We start from the raw sequence: 13,753 nt of genomic DNA, 5'->3' as shown, positions 1-13,753 counted from the left end.
GTTTGCCACCAGATCTGGCGATTGCATCCGCCCTTCCGGCAGTTGGGCGGAGTCACATATCCACGACGACGCGGCCGCGGATCTTGCCCTCGACGATATCGCGCGCGGCATCGACGATGCCGTCGAACCCGATGGTGCTGGACAGGCTGGCGAGCTTCTGCAGATCGAGGTCGGTGCCGATGCGGCGCCATGCCTCGAGGCGGACTGCTTTCGGCGCCATCACTGAATCGATGCCGAGCAATGAGACACCGCGCAGGATGAAGGGCGCGACGCTGGCCGGCAGGTCCATGCCGCCGGCCAGCCCGCAGGCGGCGACCGCGCCGCCATAGGAGGTCATCGAGAGCACATTGGCCAGCGTGTGGCTGCCGACAGCGTCAATACCGCCGGCCCAGCGCTCCTTGGCCAGCGGCTTGGCCGGCTGGGCAAGCTCCTCGCGCGAGATCACCTCGGCGGCGCCAAGGTCCATCAGAAAGGGGCTTTCGGCATTGCGGCCGGTGGAAGCAATGACATGGTAGCCGAGGCTGGACAGGATGGAGACCGCGACCGAGCCGACGCCGCCGGCTGCCCCCGTCACCACCACCGGGCCGCGATCGGGCAGGATGCCGTGCCGCTCCAGGGCCATGACACAGAGCATGGCGGTATATCCTGCGGTGCCGACGGCCATCGCGTCATGCGGGCTGATGCCTTGCGGCAGCGGCACCAGCCAGTCGCCCTTGACGCGGGCACGGCCTGCATAGGCACCGAAATGGGTTTCGCCGACGCCCCAGCCATTCAGCACGACCTTGTCTCCGGCGCGCCAGTCGGGATGCGAGGACGAAATGACGGTGCCGGCGAAATCGATGCCCGGCACCAGCGGCCAGCGGCGGATCACCGGCGCCTTGCCTGTGATCGCCAAGCCATCCTTGTAGTTCACCGTCGTTGCCTCGACCGCGACGGTGACATCGCCTTCCATCAGGTCGGCCTCGGTGAGATCGGTCACGGCGACCGACTGCTTTTTCTCGGCGTCACGCGAAACGAGGATGGCTTTGAAGGTTTCGGACATGTCTTTCTCCGCGATCTTGACGACATGAACTGTGCGGCGATGGCCGCACGGGGTCAATCCTTGGAAGGACTGGCTTTGGGTTCGCGCCGCCAGCCGACCAGCTCGTCGAAGACGACCAACGCCGCGCCAACCGAAATGAAGGCGTCGGCAAGGTTGAAGACAGCGAAGGACCAGACCGGCGTGTGGAACAGGATATAGTCGATGACGTGGCCGTAGACGGCGCGGTCGATCAGATTGCCGAGCGCGCCGCCGACGATCAGCGCAAAGCCGGTGCGGGCAAGGATCTGGGACGGCGCGATCCGTGTCGCCAGGAACAGCACGAAAGCAACGACGGCGAGCGAAATGACGATCAGCCCGGTGTCGCCGAAGGACGAGAACATCGAGAAGGCGATGCCGGTATTGTAGGTGCGAAACAGCGCCAGGAAGGGCAGCAGATCAACCTTCTCCTGAAAAGGCAGATCGGCCTCGACCAGGTATTTTATCCACTGGTCGAGCGCGATGGCCGCGACGACGAGCAATGCGTAGGGAGACCATGATCTCACGGGCAGGCAACCTTCATTGCTGGTCCAGGATTGGCTCGAGCTTCAGCGCGCCGCGCCGGATCTCGAACAGCATGATGCCGGTGGCAACGGCCAGATTGAGCGAATCGGCACGGCCCGCTTGCGGAATCCTGAGCAGCCTGTCGCAACTCGCAGCTAGGCTTTCGGGCAGTCCCTGCTGCTCGTTGCCCATCATCAGCAGCACGGGCCCGCGGGAAAAATCGACCGAGCGGTAGTCGACGGCGCCTTTCAGGTGGGTTCCGGCGACGAGGCCTGAAAACCCGCCTCGCCAGGCGAGGAAAGCCTCGGTTGTCGCCTTCGCCACCGGCACGGCAAAGATCGAACCCATGGTGGCACGCACCGTCTCCACGGAGAATGGATCAGTGGTATCGCCGACCAGGATGACGCCTTTGGCGCCGACGGCATCGACGGTGCGGATGACGGTGCCGAGATTGCCGGGGTCGCGCACCCGGTCGAGCGCCACCCAGACGTCGCCATTGTCAGCGCGGACATCCTTCAAGGCGAGGAATTTTTGCGAAAAGACGCCGACCACCATTTGCGGGTTGTCGCGACGGGTGATGGCGACCAGCACCTTCTCCGACACTTCGAGCACCATGCCGCCTGCGGCAACCGTGCGTGCGGCCACCTTCTCCACCGCAGCGTTGCCGCGCCCGGCCTTGGCGAAAACCAATGTCCTGATCTGCCAGCCGAGATCGAGCGCATCGATGACCAGCTTCAATCCCTCGGCCATGAAGGCGTTCTGCTGGTCGCGGAATTTCTTCTGAGCGAGCGCCTTGATGTCCTTGACCAGCGGATTGGCGAGGCTGGTGACCTCCTTCACCTGGCCAGGTGCGCCTGCATGCCGCTCGTTCATTCAGCCACCCAACGCGAAAACAATGAGGTCGATAGCGCCCGGCCGGCGGACTTTTCGCGGATGATCAACTCACCCGATTCAACCTTGCCGCCCATGCCGGCAAAGGTATCGCGCATCAGGGCGTGGATGGCGAAGAAGGAGGCGCGGATCGAGTAGGCGGTCAGCACCACGGCGAGCGGCTTCGGCGTCAGGATCGCCCGGCAGAGGTCGGTCAAATCGGGCAGGTCCTCGAACAATTGCCAGACCTCGCCCTTGGGGCCACGGCCATAGGCCGGCGGGTCGAACAGAATGATATCGTAGCGGCTGCCGCGGCGCTCCTCGCGCTCGGCGAATTTCACCGCGTCGTCGACGATCCAGCGGATCGGCTTGCTGCCGAGGCCGGCCATCTCCTGGTTTTCGCGGGCCCAGCCGATCGCCTTCTTCGAGGCATCGACATGGGTGACCTCGGCACCGGCGCGAGCCGCCACCAAGGAAGCGAGACCGGTATAGCCGAACAGGTTCAGAACTTTGACCGGCCGCTTCGCCGCCGCGATCAGCCCGGCCATGTGGTCCCAGTGGGAGGCCTGCTCCGGAAAGACGCCGACATGACGAAACGAGGTGAAACGGCCGAGATAGTCGATGCCGTCATGCTTCATCGGCCAGGTCTCGCCGAGCGGCAGCTTCGGGAAACGCCAGCGGCCGATCCCCTCCTCGTCGGTGTCTCCGGTGAAGACGGCGTCGGCGCGCTCCCATTCCTTTGCCGGCAAGGCCTTTTGCCAGATCGCCTGGCCCTCTGGCCGCACGATCCGGTAGGGGCCATATTGTTCGAGCTTCTGGCCGGTGCCGCTGTCGAGCAGCGCATAATCGGCATTGGGCGCCACTTCCAGGATCACGGGAAGATGTTCAGTGGGCAGAGCGCCTTCGCGGCGGGCCAGGATGCGCGGCGCCGAGTTCGGTTCGGAACGATTTTCCGTCTTCGCCTCATGGCGCTCGCGCGGTGGCGCTTCCGGTCTGGCAGGAGCCTGGCCGGGACGCGGGCGTGACACGTCCGCCGCACTCTTGGCGGATGGATGTGGACGGTTGTCGCGGCGTTTGTCGCGAAAAGACTTCAAGCGGGGGCAACTCCGAACGGCGTGGCCGCTTTTGACATAGGGCAACCGGCTTCGCAACCAAGTCCGACAGGTCGGCCTCTCCGGTTTATGTCTGCCGGCGATGGACCAATGTCAAAGAAACAGGCAAATCTGCTCGATGTCCCGCTCCGAACGCCTGCTCGACCTCATACAGTGCTTGCGCCGGCATCGCCGGCCGGTGAGCGGGCACATGCTTGCCGACGAGACGGGCGTTTCGATCCGCACGCTCTACCGCGACATCGCCACGCTGCAGGGCCAGGGCGCGCCGATCGAAGGTGAGGCGGGGTTGGGTTATGTGCTCAAGCCCGGCTTCATGCTGCCGCCGCTGATGTTCAGCGACGAGGAGATCGAAGCCATTGTGCTCGGCTCGCGCTGGGTCGCCAGGCAGCCGGACCAGCGTCTCTCGGCCGCCGCCGCCAACGCGTTGGCCAAGATCGCAGCCGTGCTGCCCGACGATCTGCGCGAGGATCTTGACGCGAGCACACTGCTGGTCGGGCCTCCTGCCGCGGCCACCGAGGGCATCGATCTTGGTCTGGTGCGGCAGGCCATCCGCAACGAGCGCAAGCTCGGCTTTCTCTACCGCGATGCCGGCGGGGCCGTGTCCCAGCGCGTCGTCTGGCCATTTGCGCTGGGCTTCTTCGACAAGGTGCGGGTGGTGGTGGCGTGGTGCGAGATGCGGCAGGATTTCCGGCATTTTCGCGCCGATCGCATCGCCGAACTCCAAGCAATGGACACGCGCTATCCGCGTCGTCGCCAGGCGCTGCTCAAGGAATGGCGAACGACGCTCGACAAGCCGCGTGGTTCGCGATGACTGCTGCCATATTCTGACAGTAGCCTATCGTATGTTCGTCAAGTCGAAACACCGAACCTTGGAGAGCAGATATGGCCACCCCGAATTTCGTCATCCTCTATGTCGACCAGCCGCAGCAGAGCGGTGCCTTCTACAGCGCGCTGCTCGGTCGTGAGCCGGTCGAAAGTTCGCCGACCTTCGTGCTGTTCGTGCTCGATGCCGGCTTCAAGCTCGGCCTGTGGTCGCGCCACACGGTGGAGCCGGCAGCCGCCACGTCAGGCGGTGGCGCCGAAATCGTGTTTGCGCTGGATACGCCCGATGCGGTCGATGCCGCCCATGCCGACTGGTCCGGGCGCGGGCTGAAGATCCTGCAGACGCCGACCGACATGGATTTCGGCCGTACTTTTGTCGCGCTCGATCCCGATAATCATCGCCTGCGCGTCTACTGGCTGTCCGACGGGGAACAGGCCAATGGGGAACAGAAATGAGCGCGTATTGGATCGCGGTGGCGTCGGCCGAACATGTCCGGCGTGGTCGCACAGCCGGCTTCATGCAGGTCAACCACGGCAAGGCGGCACCGCTGCGTTGCGTCAAGCCGGGTGACGGCGTCGTCTACTATTCGCCGACCACTGTTTTGGGCGAGAAAGACGGCCTGCAGGCTTTCACGGCGATAGGCATCGTGCGGGAAGGCGAGCCCTATCAGGGGGATATGGGCGCCGGCTTCACGCCGTTCCGCCGCGATGTGGCGTGGGCCAAGGCCGAGGAAGCGCCGATCAAGCCGCTGCTCGACAGGCTGGACTTCACCGTGGCCAAGTCGAACTGGGGTTATCAGCTTCGCTTTGGCCTTTTTGAAATCGGGGATCACGATTTTCGTGTGATCGCCGAGGCGATGGGCGCCGAAATGGGTGCAACGGTAAACTAGGCCGTGAGCGCCTTGTAGACGGCAATGCCGGCGGCAAGATCCTCGAGCGCCGCTCCGACCGACTTGAACAGCGTGATCTCACCGGCGCTCTCGCGGCCCTTCTTCCGGCCGCGCGCCAATTCGTGCAGATCGGCGACGATGGCTTCCGGTTTCAGCACGCCTGAGGTCAGCGGTTGGACGATGTCGCCGGCTTCCTTGGTGGCGCCGGCGCGGGTGTCGACATAGACGCGGGCAAGCCTGATCGCATCGTCATCGCTCTCGCGCATCGTCGGCGTAAAGCCGCCGACCAGGTCGACATGGGTTCCCGGCCGCAACAATGCGCCCTTGATCAACGGCGTGGTCGTGATCGTCGCCGAGGAGACGATGTCGGCCTGCCCAAGCTCCGTATCGAGATCGCTTGCCGCACTGGCCGCGAAGCCCTGGGCGCACAGATCGGCCGCGACTTTCTCGGCATTGGCCGGGGTGCGGTTCCAGATGCGGATGGTCTTGATGGGCCGCACGGCCGAGTGCGCCTTGGCGAGGAAGGGCGACAGCGCGCCGGCGCCGACCACAAGCAGCCGCGAGGCATCGTCGCGGGCGAGATAGGAGGCCGCAAGCGCCGAAGCACAGGCGGTGCGCCATTGTGTCAGCCGCTGGCCGTCGATCAGGGCCTCGGGTTCGCCGGTGGCGCCGTTGAGCAGAAGATAGAGCCCCATCACCGCGGGCTTGCCGATGGCATTGTTGTCGGGCGACACGGTGACGATCTTGACGCCGACGTGACCGCCGGCCGACGTGCCGGCCGCGTTGAGATCGGTCCAGGCCGGCATCAAAAGCAGTGTGGAGGCGGCACCATCGGGCCGCTCGATCGTATGATGATGCCTGACAGGCTGCACCGCGCCGTCGCGAAACGCCATGCGCAGCGTCTCGACCAGCCGGGGAAAGGTCAGCGCATGGTCGACCTCTGCGGCCGAAATGGTCAGCATGAAAAACTCCGTGAGGACAAAACCGCCGATTGGCGGCTCAAGCGGTCGGCTTCGGCAATGCTGCCTCTTGGGCGGACCCCGGTGCCTGGCTTTGTGATACCGCCGGCGCACGGCTGACCGCCTGGCGCAGGTTTTCGGCTTCGACGCCGCGCTGGCGCGCCAGCTTGCGATAGCGACCCTGTTTGACCCACGTAGCCAGACTGCCGACGATCATGCCGATGGCGAGCGCCAGGAACAGGAAGATGAACAGCGGCAAAGTCAGGGTCAGCTTCGGATTGCCGGGATTGAACGGGTCCAGCGTGAAGGCGACCAGTTCGCGGTTGGCGACAGCGAGTGCGATCAGGATGATCGCCAGGGGCACGAAGATCGCGATAAGGATGAAGCGATTGAACATGATGTTTTCCGTCGGAAGCTGGCCTGTCCGAAAGGCGTCAGGCGCTGGCGTCGCGCCTACTTGCCGCCGTTCAGCCTTTCACGCAGTTCCTTGCCGGTCTTGAAGAACGGCACCCATTTCTCCTCGACCTCGACGGATTCGCCGGTGCGCGGATTGCGTCCGGTGCGGGCGGGACGATTTTTCACCGAAAAAGCGCCGAAGCCACGCAACTCGACCCGGTTGCCTTCGGCAAGGGCGTCGGTGATTTCATCAAAGATCGCGCCGACGATGTTTTCGACGTCGCGCAGGAAAAGATGCGGATTGCGCGTGGCAATAATCTGCACAAGTTCGGACTTGATCATGAGACGGGTCCCCGTGAAAGCAGTGCGGTCAAAATTATGAGGATGATTTTATTTGCTTTTTTCACTTGCCCCAAACGGCTTCTCAAGGGTGCCAGACGGAAACGAGACCGTCAAGAAACAAGCGGTCGGCTCCGATTTCATGGATGACGTCGCTGCTGTAGGCGGGCAGGCCGAGCGCACTGCCGATCGTTTGCGCCATCGCTTTCGAGAACAGGAAGCCGCTGCGCCGTTCGGTATCCTTCCACTCGACGACCTTGAGCTTGGCATCGACGCCCTTGGTCGCCAGCCAGTCGATCGCCACGGTCTCGCCGCCGACGGCGTCGATCAGCCCGTTGGCAACGCCCTGGCGACCGGTGAATATCGAGCCGTCGGCAAGCACCAGCGCTTGTTCGCGGCTCATCTTGCGGCGTTCGGCGACGATGTCGACGAACCAGTTGTAACTGTCGAGGATGAGCTTGCGAACCATGGCGCGCTCGTCGTCATTGGTCGGCTTGAAGGGAGAGGGCGCGGCTTTCAGCGGCGAGGATTTCACCTCCTCCAGCTTGACGCCGAGTTTGTCCATCAGGCCGCTGACGTCGGGATACTGGATCAGCACGCCGATCGAGCCGACGATCGAGGTCTTGCGGGCAACGATGTGATCGGCGGCACTGGCGATCATATAGCCCGCCGATGCGGCGAGCGTGCCGACTTCCGCCACCACCGGCTTGTCGGCGGCCAGCTTGCGCACTTCTTCATAGATCGATTCACCGCCAACGGTGGTGCCGCCAGGCGAATCGATCGACAGGATCACGCCTTTCACCTTCGATGAAAGACGGATGGTTTCCAGCCGCTTGATCAGTTCCTCGTCCTCGGTGATCGTGCCTTCGATCTTGACCTTGGCAATATGGTCGACCGTCGAGCCGCCGAAATCGTCGCCATAGAACCAGGTTGAAAGCGCAATCACCCCAAGGGCTATGATGCCTATGGCGACGACGCGCCAGAATGTCAGCTTGCGCCGCAAACGGCGGCGGTCGATCAGGTCGTCGGCTCTCAGTGCCATGGTCAGCCTTTCAGTCGGCGGGAGGAGACGCTTTTAGACCATGATCCTCCCATCTGGAAGCAGTTCTCTTTTGCGCATGGCGAGACAAGTCGGCGCCTGGACGTGAGGTGGCTATCCGCGTCGGCAGTCGACGGGGCCGGGTCGGGCCCTCTCCAGGCGTCGGTCTGCTCACATATTCGTGCAATCGCCACCAGGTCGGGCGACGAGACCGATGGCTGATAAATTTTACGCCGCGTGTCTGTTTCTGCTATGGAGAACACGCAGTTGTGCGGACTTCGTTTTCGTCTGTACAAAGGCGGCTGTCACATTTTTGCAGTTTTCGTGGGCTTGTGCTTGCTTGAAAGCGCCGGCGTCCCACCTATAGGCGGTGCCCGAGGGCGGGCAGGGTTAGAAGAAAGCAGTGAATGTTAGCGCGACCGATTGAACCGACCGACGCCGAGGCGGTGTTGGCTCCCCCGGCGGACGGCCGGACGCGCGGCGATGCTTTCGACCGTGCACAGCGTCATTCGCGCCGCGTGCGCGTTCTCAAATTTGCCGTGCCGGTGGCCGCAGCACTGATAGCGGTCGCTTTCCCGGTCTACTCCTATCTCGCCGCACCCGTCTCGGTGAAGATTCAGGCGGAAGGCACTGCCTTTTCCAACGGCAAGCTGGTGATGGCCAATCCCAAGCTCAACGGTTTCACCAAGCAGAAGCAGCCTTATTCGATGACGGCGCTGCGTGCCATTCAGGATGTCAGCACGCAAGGTATCATCGAGCTGGAAGGCATCGACGCCAAGGTGCCGATCGCGTCCGACAATGTGGCGGCGGTCAAGGCCTCGCACGGCACCTACGATCGCGACGGCAATACGATGAACCTGACCAGCGACGTCACGATCACCACGACCGACGGCATGCAGGCCAAGTTCAAATCGGTCTTCCTCGACATGGGCAAAGGCACTATGAAGACAGGAGATCCCGTCGATGTCAGCCGTGGCGGGTCGCGGATCACGGCGGATACGATGTCGGTTCAGGACAATGGCAAGATTCTGGTTTTCGAGAACAAAGTGCGCGTCAACATCGATTCCGCCGCCCTGAAGGCGGCACAGGGAAACAGCGGAGAAACCAATGCGGCTCAGTAGTTCGACGCGGCTCGCGGCTGCAACTTCAGCGTTGCTGCTGCTCGGACTCGTGCCGTCATGGGCGCAGACGACCAGTCAATCAGGCCTCAAACTGTCCGGCGACAAGCCGATCCAGATCGAGAGCGACAAGCTGGAAGTCCGCCAGGCCGACAGTGTCGCCATCTTCACGGGCAATGTCAGCGTCGTCCAGGGGCCGACATTGATGAAGGCCGGCAAGATGACGGTCTACTACGTCAAGGACCCCAACGCCGCTGCCAAGGGCACGGAGGCCGCGGGTGCGGCGATGACGGGCTCGGCCAACATCGACCACCTGGAGATCTCCGACAAGGTTTACATCAAATCGGATGCGCAGATCGCGACCGGCGATCAAGGCAGCTTCGATATGAAGAGCCAGGTGCTGGTGCTTTCGGGCAAAAAGGTCGTTCTGTCGCAAAACGACAACGTTCTGGTGGGCTGCAAACTTACCGTGCAGATGAAAAGCGGGCTGGCTCAGGTGGATCCATGCGCTGGGCAACGCGTCCAGATGTCGATCACACCGCCGCCGAAATCGGGAGCGACGAACCCCTGATGGCCAGCCTGTCGTCGCTGACGGCGCGTCTTCCGGGACGGGCCGCCGGCAAGCTTTCGGCGCCGGCCACGGTGACCGTCGATGCGGGAAAGTTCAAGGGAACCCTGATCGCCAAGGGGCTGACCAAGAGCTACAAGGGCCGCAAGGTCGTCAGCGGCGTCACCATCGGCGTGCGCGCCGGAGAGGCCGTTGGACTGCTCGGCCCCAACGGCGCCGGCAAGACGACCTGTTTCTATATGGTTACCGGCCTGGTGCCGGTGGATGAAGGCACGATCGAGATCGACGGCTTCGATGTCACGTCGATGCCGATGTACCGTCGCGCACGCCTCGGCATCGGCTATCTGCCGCAGGAAGCATCGATCTTCCGCGGCCTCAATGTCGAGCAGAATATCCGCGCCGTGCTGGAAGTGGTCGAAAAGGACCGCAAGGTGCGCGAGCGCAATCTCGACGAACTGCTCGAGGAATTCCACATCAGCCATCTGCGCAAGGCGCCATCAATGTCGCTTTCGGGCGGCGAGCGGCGACGCTTGGAAATCGCGCGAGCGCTGGCGACGCGTCCGGCCTACATGCTGCTCGACGAGCCTTTCGCCGGCATCGATCCGATCGCCGTCGCGGATATCCAGCAATTGGTGCGCCACCTGACGGCGCGCGGCATCGGCGTCCTCATCACCGATCACAATGTGCGCGAAACGCTCGGCCTCATCGACCGCGCCTACATCATCCATGCCGGCCAGGTGCTGACCCATGGAAGGGCCGACGAAGTGGTGGCAAACCCGGATGTGCGGCGACTTTACCTCGGCGAGGGTTTCACCCTCTGAGCGTGAAATTTGTTTCCTGACACGATTTTTGCGGTTCGCGCGGCGCTTTTTGTCGATTTTGCTCCGAGATAACGCTCCGGTAAGCGAGTTTTGCTACCAATTGCCTTGACAAGCAAAAGCCGGGCCAGTTTCTATGGCCGGCTGCAAAATTCCTTTCCGGAAGTCCGGATGCGTAGACGAGGCGTTTGAAACCGAACCATGGCGTTGGCGGCCAAACTACAGCTACGACAATCGCAGTCGCTGGTGATGACGCCGCAACTGATGCAGTCGATTCGGCTGCTGCAGTTCACCCATGTCGAGCTCGAGCATTTCATCGACGAGGAAATCGAGCGCAATCCACTGCTGGAGCGCGCCGAGCCGCAGGACGATGCCGCCAGCGACCAGGCGCAGAAGATCGAGGCAGAGCCGCAAGCCACCTCCGAAGGCGACTGGTTCGAAAACGAGACGCAGTGGAGCGCGGAGGCGATCTCGGACAAGCTCGACACGTCGCTGGAAAACCTGTTTCCCGACGACCCGGGCACCAGCGAGCGGCTCGGTCCCGACCTGACGGCGCAATGGAAATCGGCTTCCGGCAATGGCGCGGGTTCCTCATCCGAGTGGTTTGACGCCGGCGATATGGCGACTGCTGCGATCACGCTGCGCGACCATGTCGGTGAACAGGTAGCGCTAACCTTCGCCGATCCGGCTGCACGTCTGATCGCCGCCGACCTCGCCGACGGCCTCGACGAGAGCGGCTACCTGCGTGCCGATCTGGCAGAGATCGCCGCTCGTCTCGGTGCGGATGCCGCCGCCGTGGCGAAGGTGCTGGCGGTGTGTCAGACCTTCGAGCCGGCCGGCCTGTTTGCCCGCGACCTGGCCGAATGCCTGTCGCTGCAGCTTGCCGTGCGGAGCCGGCTCGATCCGGCGATGAAGGCGCTGGTCGCCAATCTCGAACTCCTGGCACGGCGCGATTTTCACGCATTGAAACGGATCTGCGGTGTCGACGAGGAGGATCTGCTCGACATGCTGGCCGAAATCCGGGCGCTCGATCCCCGGCCGGGCATGGCGTTTTCGGGCGGCGCCAGCGACGCGATCGTCGCCGATGTCGAGGTGCGCGCGGCCAATGACGGCAGCTGGACGGTCGAACTCAATGCCGAAACGCTGCCGCGGGTGTTGGTCGACCATATCTATTTCGCCCAGGTCTCTCCGCAGGCCAAGAACCAGGCGGAAAAGGATTTTCTGGCCGAATGCCTGCAGAACGCCAACTGGCTGACGCGCAGCCTCGACCAGCGGGCAAAGACCATCCTCAAGGTCGCTTCGGAAATCGTTCGCCAGCAGGACGCCTTCCTCGTCCATGGCGTGCGGCAGCTGAAGCCGCTCAATCTGCGCACTGTGGCCGACGCCATCGGCATGCACGAATCGACCGTCAGCCGGGTCACAGCCAATAAATACATGCTGACGCCGCGCGGCGTGTTCGAGCTTCGCTACTTCTTTACCGCCTCGATCGCCGCATCGGGCGGCGGCGATGCGCACTCCTCGGAAGCCGTGCGTGACCGCATCAAGCAGTTGATCGACGAGGAGAAGCCCGTCGACGTGCTTTCCGACGATGCAATCGTCGACATGTTGCGCGAAAGTGGCGTCGACATTGCAAGGCGTACGGTCGCCAAGTACCGGGAAGGCATGAATATCCCCTCCTCGGTGCAGCGCCGGCGCGAGAAACGTGCGATGGCCAGCGCCGGGCGCTGAGGCGGGTCGATTTTCCACAAGCCAGCACTTCATTGACAAGCCGCGGTGAACTGGCTAGAAGCCCGCCCGCATGAGACGGGCTAGATGCCCGCATGCGGATGGTCCGTCACGACGTTGGCCTCGGGACGGTCAAAGGGCGGCTTGTGATCAACCGGAAAGTCTGGATTTAAAATCGGCGCAAGTGACGCCGCAAAGCTTGTGCGCACGGATCACGAGTATAAACTCGGGCCAGTTTGAAGCCTGAGCAAGGAAGGTCAGTTTTCAGATGAATCTGCGCATATCGGGAAAACACATGGACATCGGCGATGCGTTTCGGACACGCATCAACGATCGTGTCGGCGAAGCGATCGGCAAATATTTCGATCGCGGCTTTGCCGGACATGTCACGGTCATCAAATCGGGTTCGCGCTATTCGGCGGATTGCATGATCCGGCTGGATTCCGGCGCTTCGCTGCAGGCCACCGGCGATGCCCAGGATCCGACGCTTGCCTTCGAGGCGGCGGCGGACCGTCTGGAAACCCGCCTGAGGCGCTACAAGCGCCGGCTGAAATCGCACAATTCGGGCGCCGCCAACGGCCAACCGACCGACATAGCCTACACGGTGATGGCGCCGCTTGCCGATGACGACGAGGACATTCCGGAGAATTTCGCGCCGGCCATCGTCGCCGAATCAACCATGACGCTGAAGACCATGTCGGTGGCGTCGGCGGTCATCGAGCTCGACACCAAGGACAGCCCGGTCTTCGTCTTCCGCAACGCGGGAACCGACCATCTCAACATCGTCTATCGCCGACCCGATGGAAATATCGGTTGGATCGACCCGTCGACGACCAAGGTCGCACAAGCGTGACGACAACGGTCGCACGGTGACGACAAGGGTCGCACGGTGACGACGAGGTCGCACTGGGATAAGAGCCGGCCGCACGAGGGGTGAGGACTGGTGACGGCAGGCGAACAAGGGATTTTCAAGCATGGATCTGAGCGATCTTATCAACGTTCCGGCGATATTGCCGGCGTTGAAGGCGAACTCCAAGAAGCAGCTGCTGCAGTTGCTGTCCGAACGGGCGGCGGCGATTTCCGGCATTCCGGAGCGGGAGGTGTTCGACACCATCCTGCAGCGTGAGCGGCTGGGTTCGACCGGCGTCGGCAACGGCATCGCCATCCCGCACGGCAAGCTGGCCGGCGTGAAGCGCATCGCAGGTGTTTTCGCCCGGCTGGAGACGCCTGTCGATTTCGAATCGCTGGACGATCAGCCCGTCGATCTGGTGTTTCTGCTGCTGGCGCCGGAAGGGGCGGGTGCCGATCACCTCAAGGCACTGTCGCGCATCGCGCGAGTGCTGCGTGACGCCGACACGGTGGCCAAGATCAGGGGTACGCGCGACGCCGCGGCTATCCACGCGCTTTTATCGGACACCCAGGCCTCGCACGCGGCCTGATTTTCTGGTGAGACGAACTTCAAGGGCCGCCACGGGCGGCCCTATGCGTTTGAGCCTGCTGGTCGCGCCTAACAGG

General features: G+C 63.1%; 17 protein-coding genes. 9 read left to right on the top strand and 8 right to left on the bottom strand.

The window, feature by feature from the left end; genetic code table 11:
- Window positions 1–52: 52 nt before the first annotated feature.
- From P3C39_RS25360 to P3C39_RS25345, 4 genes are read right to left on the bottom strand one after another with little or no spacing between them, the layout of a single operon-like run.
- On the bottom strand, window positions 53–1,042 hold the full coding sequence (locus P3C39_RS25360) for an MDR family oxidoreductase (protein WP_024502831.1): 990 nt from the start codon (window positions 1,040–1,042) through the stop codon (window positions 53–55).
- Between the two features lie 53 nt (window positions 1,043–1,095).
- Window positions 1,096–1,584 carry a signal peptidase II gene (lspA, locus tag P3C39_RS25355; RefSeq protein ID WP_013529575.1) on the bottom strand — a complete coding sequence of 163 codons (489 nt, stop codon included), beginning with the start codon at window positions 1,582–1,584 and terminating at the stop codon, window positions 1,096–1,098.
- Window positions 1,585–1,597: 13 nt separating this feature from the next.
- Window positions 1,598–2,455: an RNA methyltransferase gene (locus tag P3C39_RS25350; protein WP_013529576.1), complete on the bottom strand. Its 858-nt coding sequence runs from the start codon at window positions 2,453–2,455 to the stop codon at window positions 1,598–1,600.
- A complete protein-coding gene (locus tag P3C39_RS25345; protein ID WP_013529577.1) occupies window positions 2,452–3,546 on the bottom strand; it encodes a class I SAM-dependent rRNA methyltransferase in 1,095 nt (364 codons plus the stop codon). The genes P3C39_RS25350 and P3C39_RS25345 overlap by 4 nt, the downstream gene beginning before the upstream one ends.
- Window positions 3,547–3,682: 136 nt before the next feature.
- Here P3C39_RS25345 and P3C39_RS25340 point away from each other — a divergent pair, with 136 nt between their 5' ends.
- From P3C39_RS25340 to P3C39_RS25330, 3 genes are all read left to right on the top strand, one after another.
- On the top strand, window positions 3,683–4,375 hold the full coding sequence (locus P3C39_RS25340) for a YafY family protein (RefSeq protein ID WP_063169010.1): 693 nt from the start codon (window positions 3,683–3,685) through the stop codon (window positions 4,373–4,375).
- Between the two features lie 71 nt (window positions 4,376–4,446).
- Window positions 4,447–4,842 carry a VOC family protein gene (locus tag P3C39_RS25335; protein WP_013529579.1) on the top strand — a complete coding sequence of 132 codons (396 nt, stop codon included), beginning with the start codon at window positions 4,447–4,449 and terminating at the stop codon, window positions 4,840–4,842.
- Window positions 4,839–5,276, top strand: a complete 438-nt coding sequence (locus tag P3C39_RS25330; protein ID WP_275954515.1) for an EVE domain-containing protein — start codon at window positions 4,839–4,841, stop codon at window positions 5,274–5,276. Before P3C39_RS25335 ends, P3C39_RS25330 begins: the two co-directional genes overlap by 4 nt.
- Here the strand turns inward: P3C39_RS25330 and P3C39_RS25325 are convergent.
- From P3C39_RS25325 to sppA, 4 genes are all read right to left on the bottom strand, one after another.
- Window positions 5,273–6,238, bottom strand: coding sequence for an ornithine cyclodeaminase family protein (locus tag P3C39_RS25325; RefSeq protein ID WP_275954514.1), 966 nt, complete (start codon window positions 6,236–6,238; stop codon window positions 5,273–5,275). The two genes, P3C39_RS25330 and P3C39_RS25325, sit on opposite strands and share 4 nt — an antisense overlap.
- Window positions 6,239–6,275: 37 nt before the next feature.
- A complete protein-coding gene (locus P3C39_RS25320) occupies window positions 6,276–6,632 on the bottom strand; it encodes a DUF1049 domain-containing protein (RefSeq protein WP_064995565.1) in 357 nt (118 codons plus the stop codon).
- Window positions 6,633–6,688: 56 nt separating this feature from the next.
- Complete coding sequence (locus P3C39_RS25315; RefSeq protein ID WP_006200394.1) at window positions 6,689–6,973, bottom strand: integration host factor subunit beta; 285 nt, start codon at window positions 6,971–6,973, stop codon at window positions 6,689–6,691.
- A gap of 82 nt (window positions 6,974–7,055) precedes the next feature.
- On the bottom strand, window positions 7,056–8,012 hold the full coding sequence (gene sppA, locus P3C39_RS25310) for a signal peptide peptidase SppA (protein ID WP_275954513.1): 957 nt from the start codon (window positions 8,010–8,012) through the stop codon (window positions 7,056–7,058).
- 404 nt (window positions 8,013–8,416) lie between these two features.
- Here sppA and lptC point away from each other — a divergent pair, with 404 nt between their 5' ends.
- The 6 genes from lptC to ptsN all read left to right on the top strand — a co-directional run bounded on the left by lptC (window position 8,417) and on the right by ptsN (window position 13,677).
- Complete coding sequence (gene lptC / locus P3C39_RS25305) at window positions 8,417–9,130, top strand: LPS export ABC transporter periplasmic protein LptC (protein ID WP_013529584.1); 714 nt, start codon at window positions 8,417–8,419, stop codon at window positions 9,128–9,130.
- Window positions 9,117–9,698 carry an LptA/OstA family protein gene (locus P3C39_RS25300; protein ID WP_013529585.1) on the top strand — a complete coding sequence of 194 codons (582 nt, stop codon included), beginning with the start codon at window positions 9,117–9,119 and terminating at the stop codon, window positions 9,696–9,698. Before lptC ends, P3C39_RS25300 begins: the two co-directional genes overlap by 14 nt.
- Window positions 9,698–10,516, top strand: a complete 819-nt coding sequence (gene lptB / locus P3C39_RS25295; RefSeq protein ID WP_013529586.1) for an LPS export ABC transporter ATP-binding protein — start codon at window positions 9,698–9,700, stop codon at window positions 10,514–10,516. Before P3C39_RS25300 ends, lptB begins: the two co-directional genes overlap by 1 nt.
- Before the next feature lie 198 nt (window positions 10,517–10,714).
- Window positions 10,715–12,241, top strand: coding sequence for an RNA polymerase factor sigma-54 (rpoN, locus tag P3C39_RS25290; protein WP_275954512.1), 1,527 nt, complete (start codon window positions 10,715–10,717; stop codon window positions 12,239–12,241).
- Window positions 12,242–12,506: 265 nt separating this feature from the next.
- A complete protein-coding gene (gene raiA, locus P3C39_RS25285; RefSeq protein WP_013529588.1) occupies window positions 12,507–13,091 on the top strand; it encodes a ribosome-associated translation inhibitor RaiA in 585 nt (194 codons plus the stop codon).
- A 121-nt stretch (window positions 13,092–13,212) separates the two neighbouring features.
- The gene (ptsN, locus tag P3C39_RS25280; RefSeq protein WP_013529589.1) at window positions 13,213–13,677 is read left to right on the top strand and encodes a PTS IIA-like nitrogen regulatory protein PtsN; all 465 of its coding nucleotides are present in this window, start codon (window positions 13,213–13,215) and stop codon (window positions 13,675–13,677) included.
- Window positions 13,678–13,753: the final 76 nt, after the last annotated feature.

Source organism: Mesorhizobium sp. XAP4 (assembly GCF_029269325.1).
Classification (GTDB): domain Bacteria; phylum Pseudomonadota; class Alphaproteobacteria; order Rhizobiales; family Rhizobiaceae; genus Mesorhizobium; species Mesorhizobium ciceri.
The sequence above is the reverse complement of the archived record's forward strand: the minus strand, read 5'-3'. Positions and strand labels throughout refer to the sequence as shown.

Excerpts from the sequence above, each read along its gene's own strand:
- ptsN (WP_013529589.1), top strand. The coding sequence starts at position 13,213 with ATGGATCTGAGCGATCTTATCAACGTTCCGGCGATATTGCCGGCGTTG.
- P3C39_RS25315 (WP_006200394.1), bottom strand. The coding sequence starts at position 6,973 with ATGATCAAGTCCGAACTTGTGCAGATTATTGCCACGCGCAATCCGCAT.
- P3C39_RS25360 (WP_024502831.1), bottom strand. The coding sequence starts at position 1,042 with ATGTCCGAAACCTTCAAAGCCATCCTCGTTTCGCGTGACGCCGAGAAA.
- P3C39_RS25350 (WP_013529576.1), bottom strand. The coding sequence starts at position 2,455 with ATGAACGAGCGGCATGCAGGCGCACCTGGCCAGGTGAAGGAGGTCACC.
- rpoN (WP_275954512.1), top strand. The coding sequence starts at position 10,715 with ATGGCGTTGGCGGCCAAACTACAGCTACGACAATCGCAGTCGCTGGTG.
- P3C39_RS25325 (WP_275954514.1), bottom strand. The coding sequence starts at position 6,238 with ATGCTGACCATTTCGGCCGCAGAGGTCGACCATGCGCTGACCTTTCCC.
- sppA (WP_275954513.1), bottom strand. The coding sequence starts at position 8,012 with ATGGCACTGAGAGCCGACGACCTGATCGACCGCCGCCGTTTGCGGCGC.
- lptB (WP_013529586.1), top strand. The coding sequence starts at position 9,698 with ATGGCCAGCCTGTCGTCGCTGACGGCGCGTCTTCCGGGACGGGCCGCC.
- raiA (WP_013529588.1), top strand. The coding sequence starts at position 12,507 with ATGAATCTGCGCATATCGGGAAAACACATGGACATCGGCGATGCGTTT.
- P3C39_RS25320 (WP_064995565.1), bottom strand. The coding sequence starts at position 6,632 with ATGTTCAATCGCTTCATCCTTATCGCGATCTTCGTGCCCCTGGCGATC.
- P3C39_RS25300 (WP_013529585.1), top strand. The coding sequence starts at position 9,117 with ATGCGGCTCAGTAGTTCGACGCGGCTCGCGGCTGCAACTTCAGCGTTG.
- lptC (WP_013529584.1), top strand. The coding sequence starts at position 8,417 with ATGTTAGCGCGACCGATTGAACCGACCGACGCCGAGGCGGTGTTGGCT.
- P3C39_RS25335 (WP_013529579.1), top strand. The coding sequence starts at position 4,447 with ATGGCCACCCCGAATTTCGTCATCCTCTATGTCGACCAGCCGCAGCAG.
- P3C39_RS25330 (WP_275954515.1), top strand. The coding sequence starts at position 4,839 with ATGAGCGCGTATTGGATCGCGGTGGCGTCGGCCGAACATGTCCGGCGT.
- P3C39_RS25340 (WP_063169010.1), top strand. The coding sequence starts at position 3,683 with ATGTCCCGCTCCGAACGCCTGCTCGACCTCATACAGTGCTTGCGCCGG.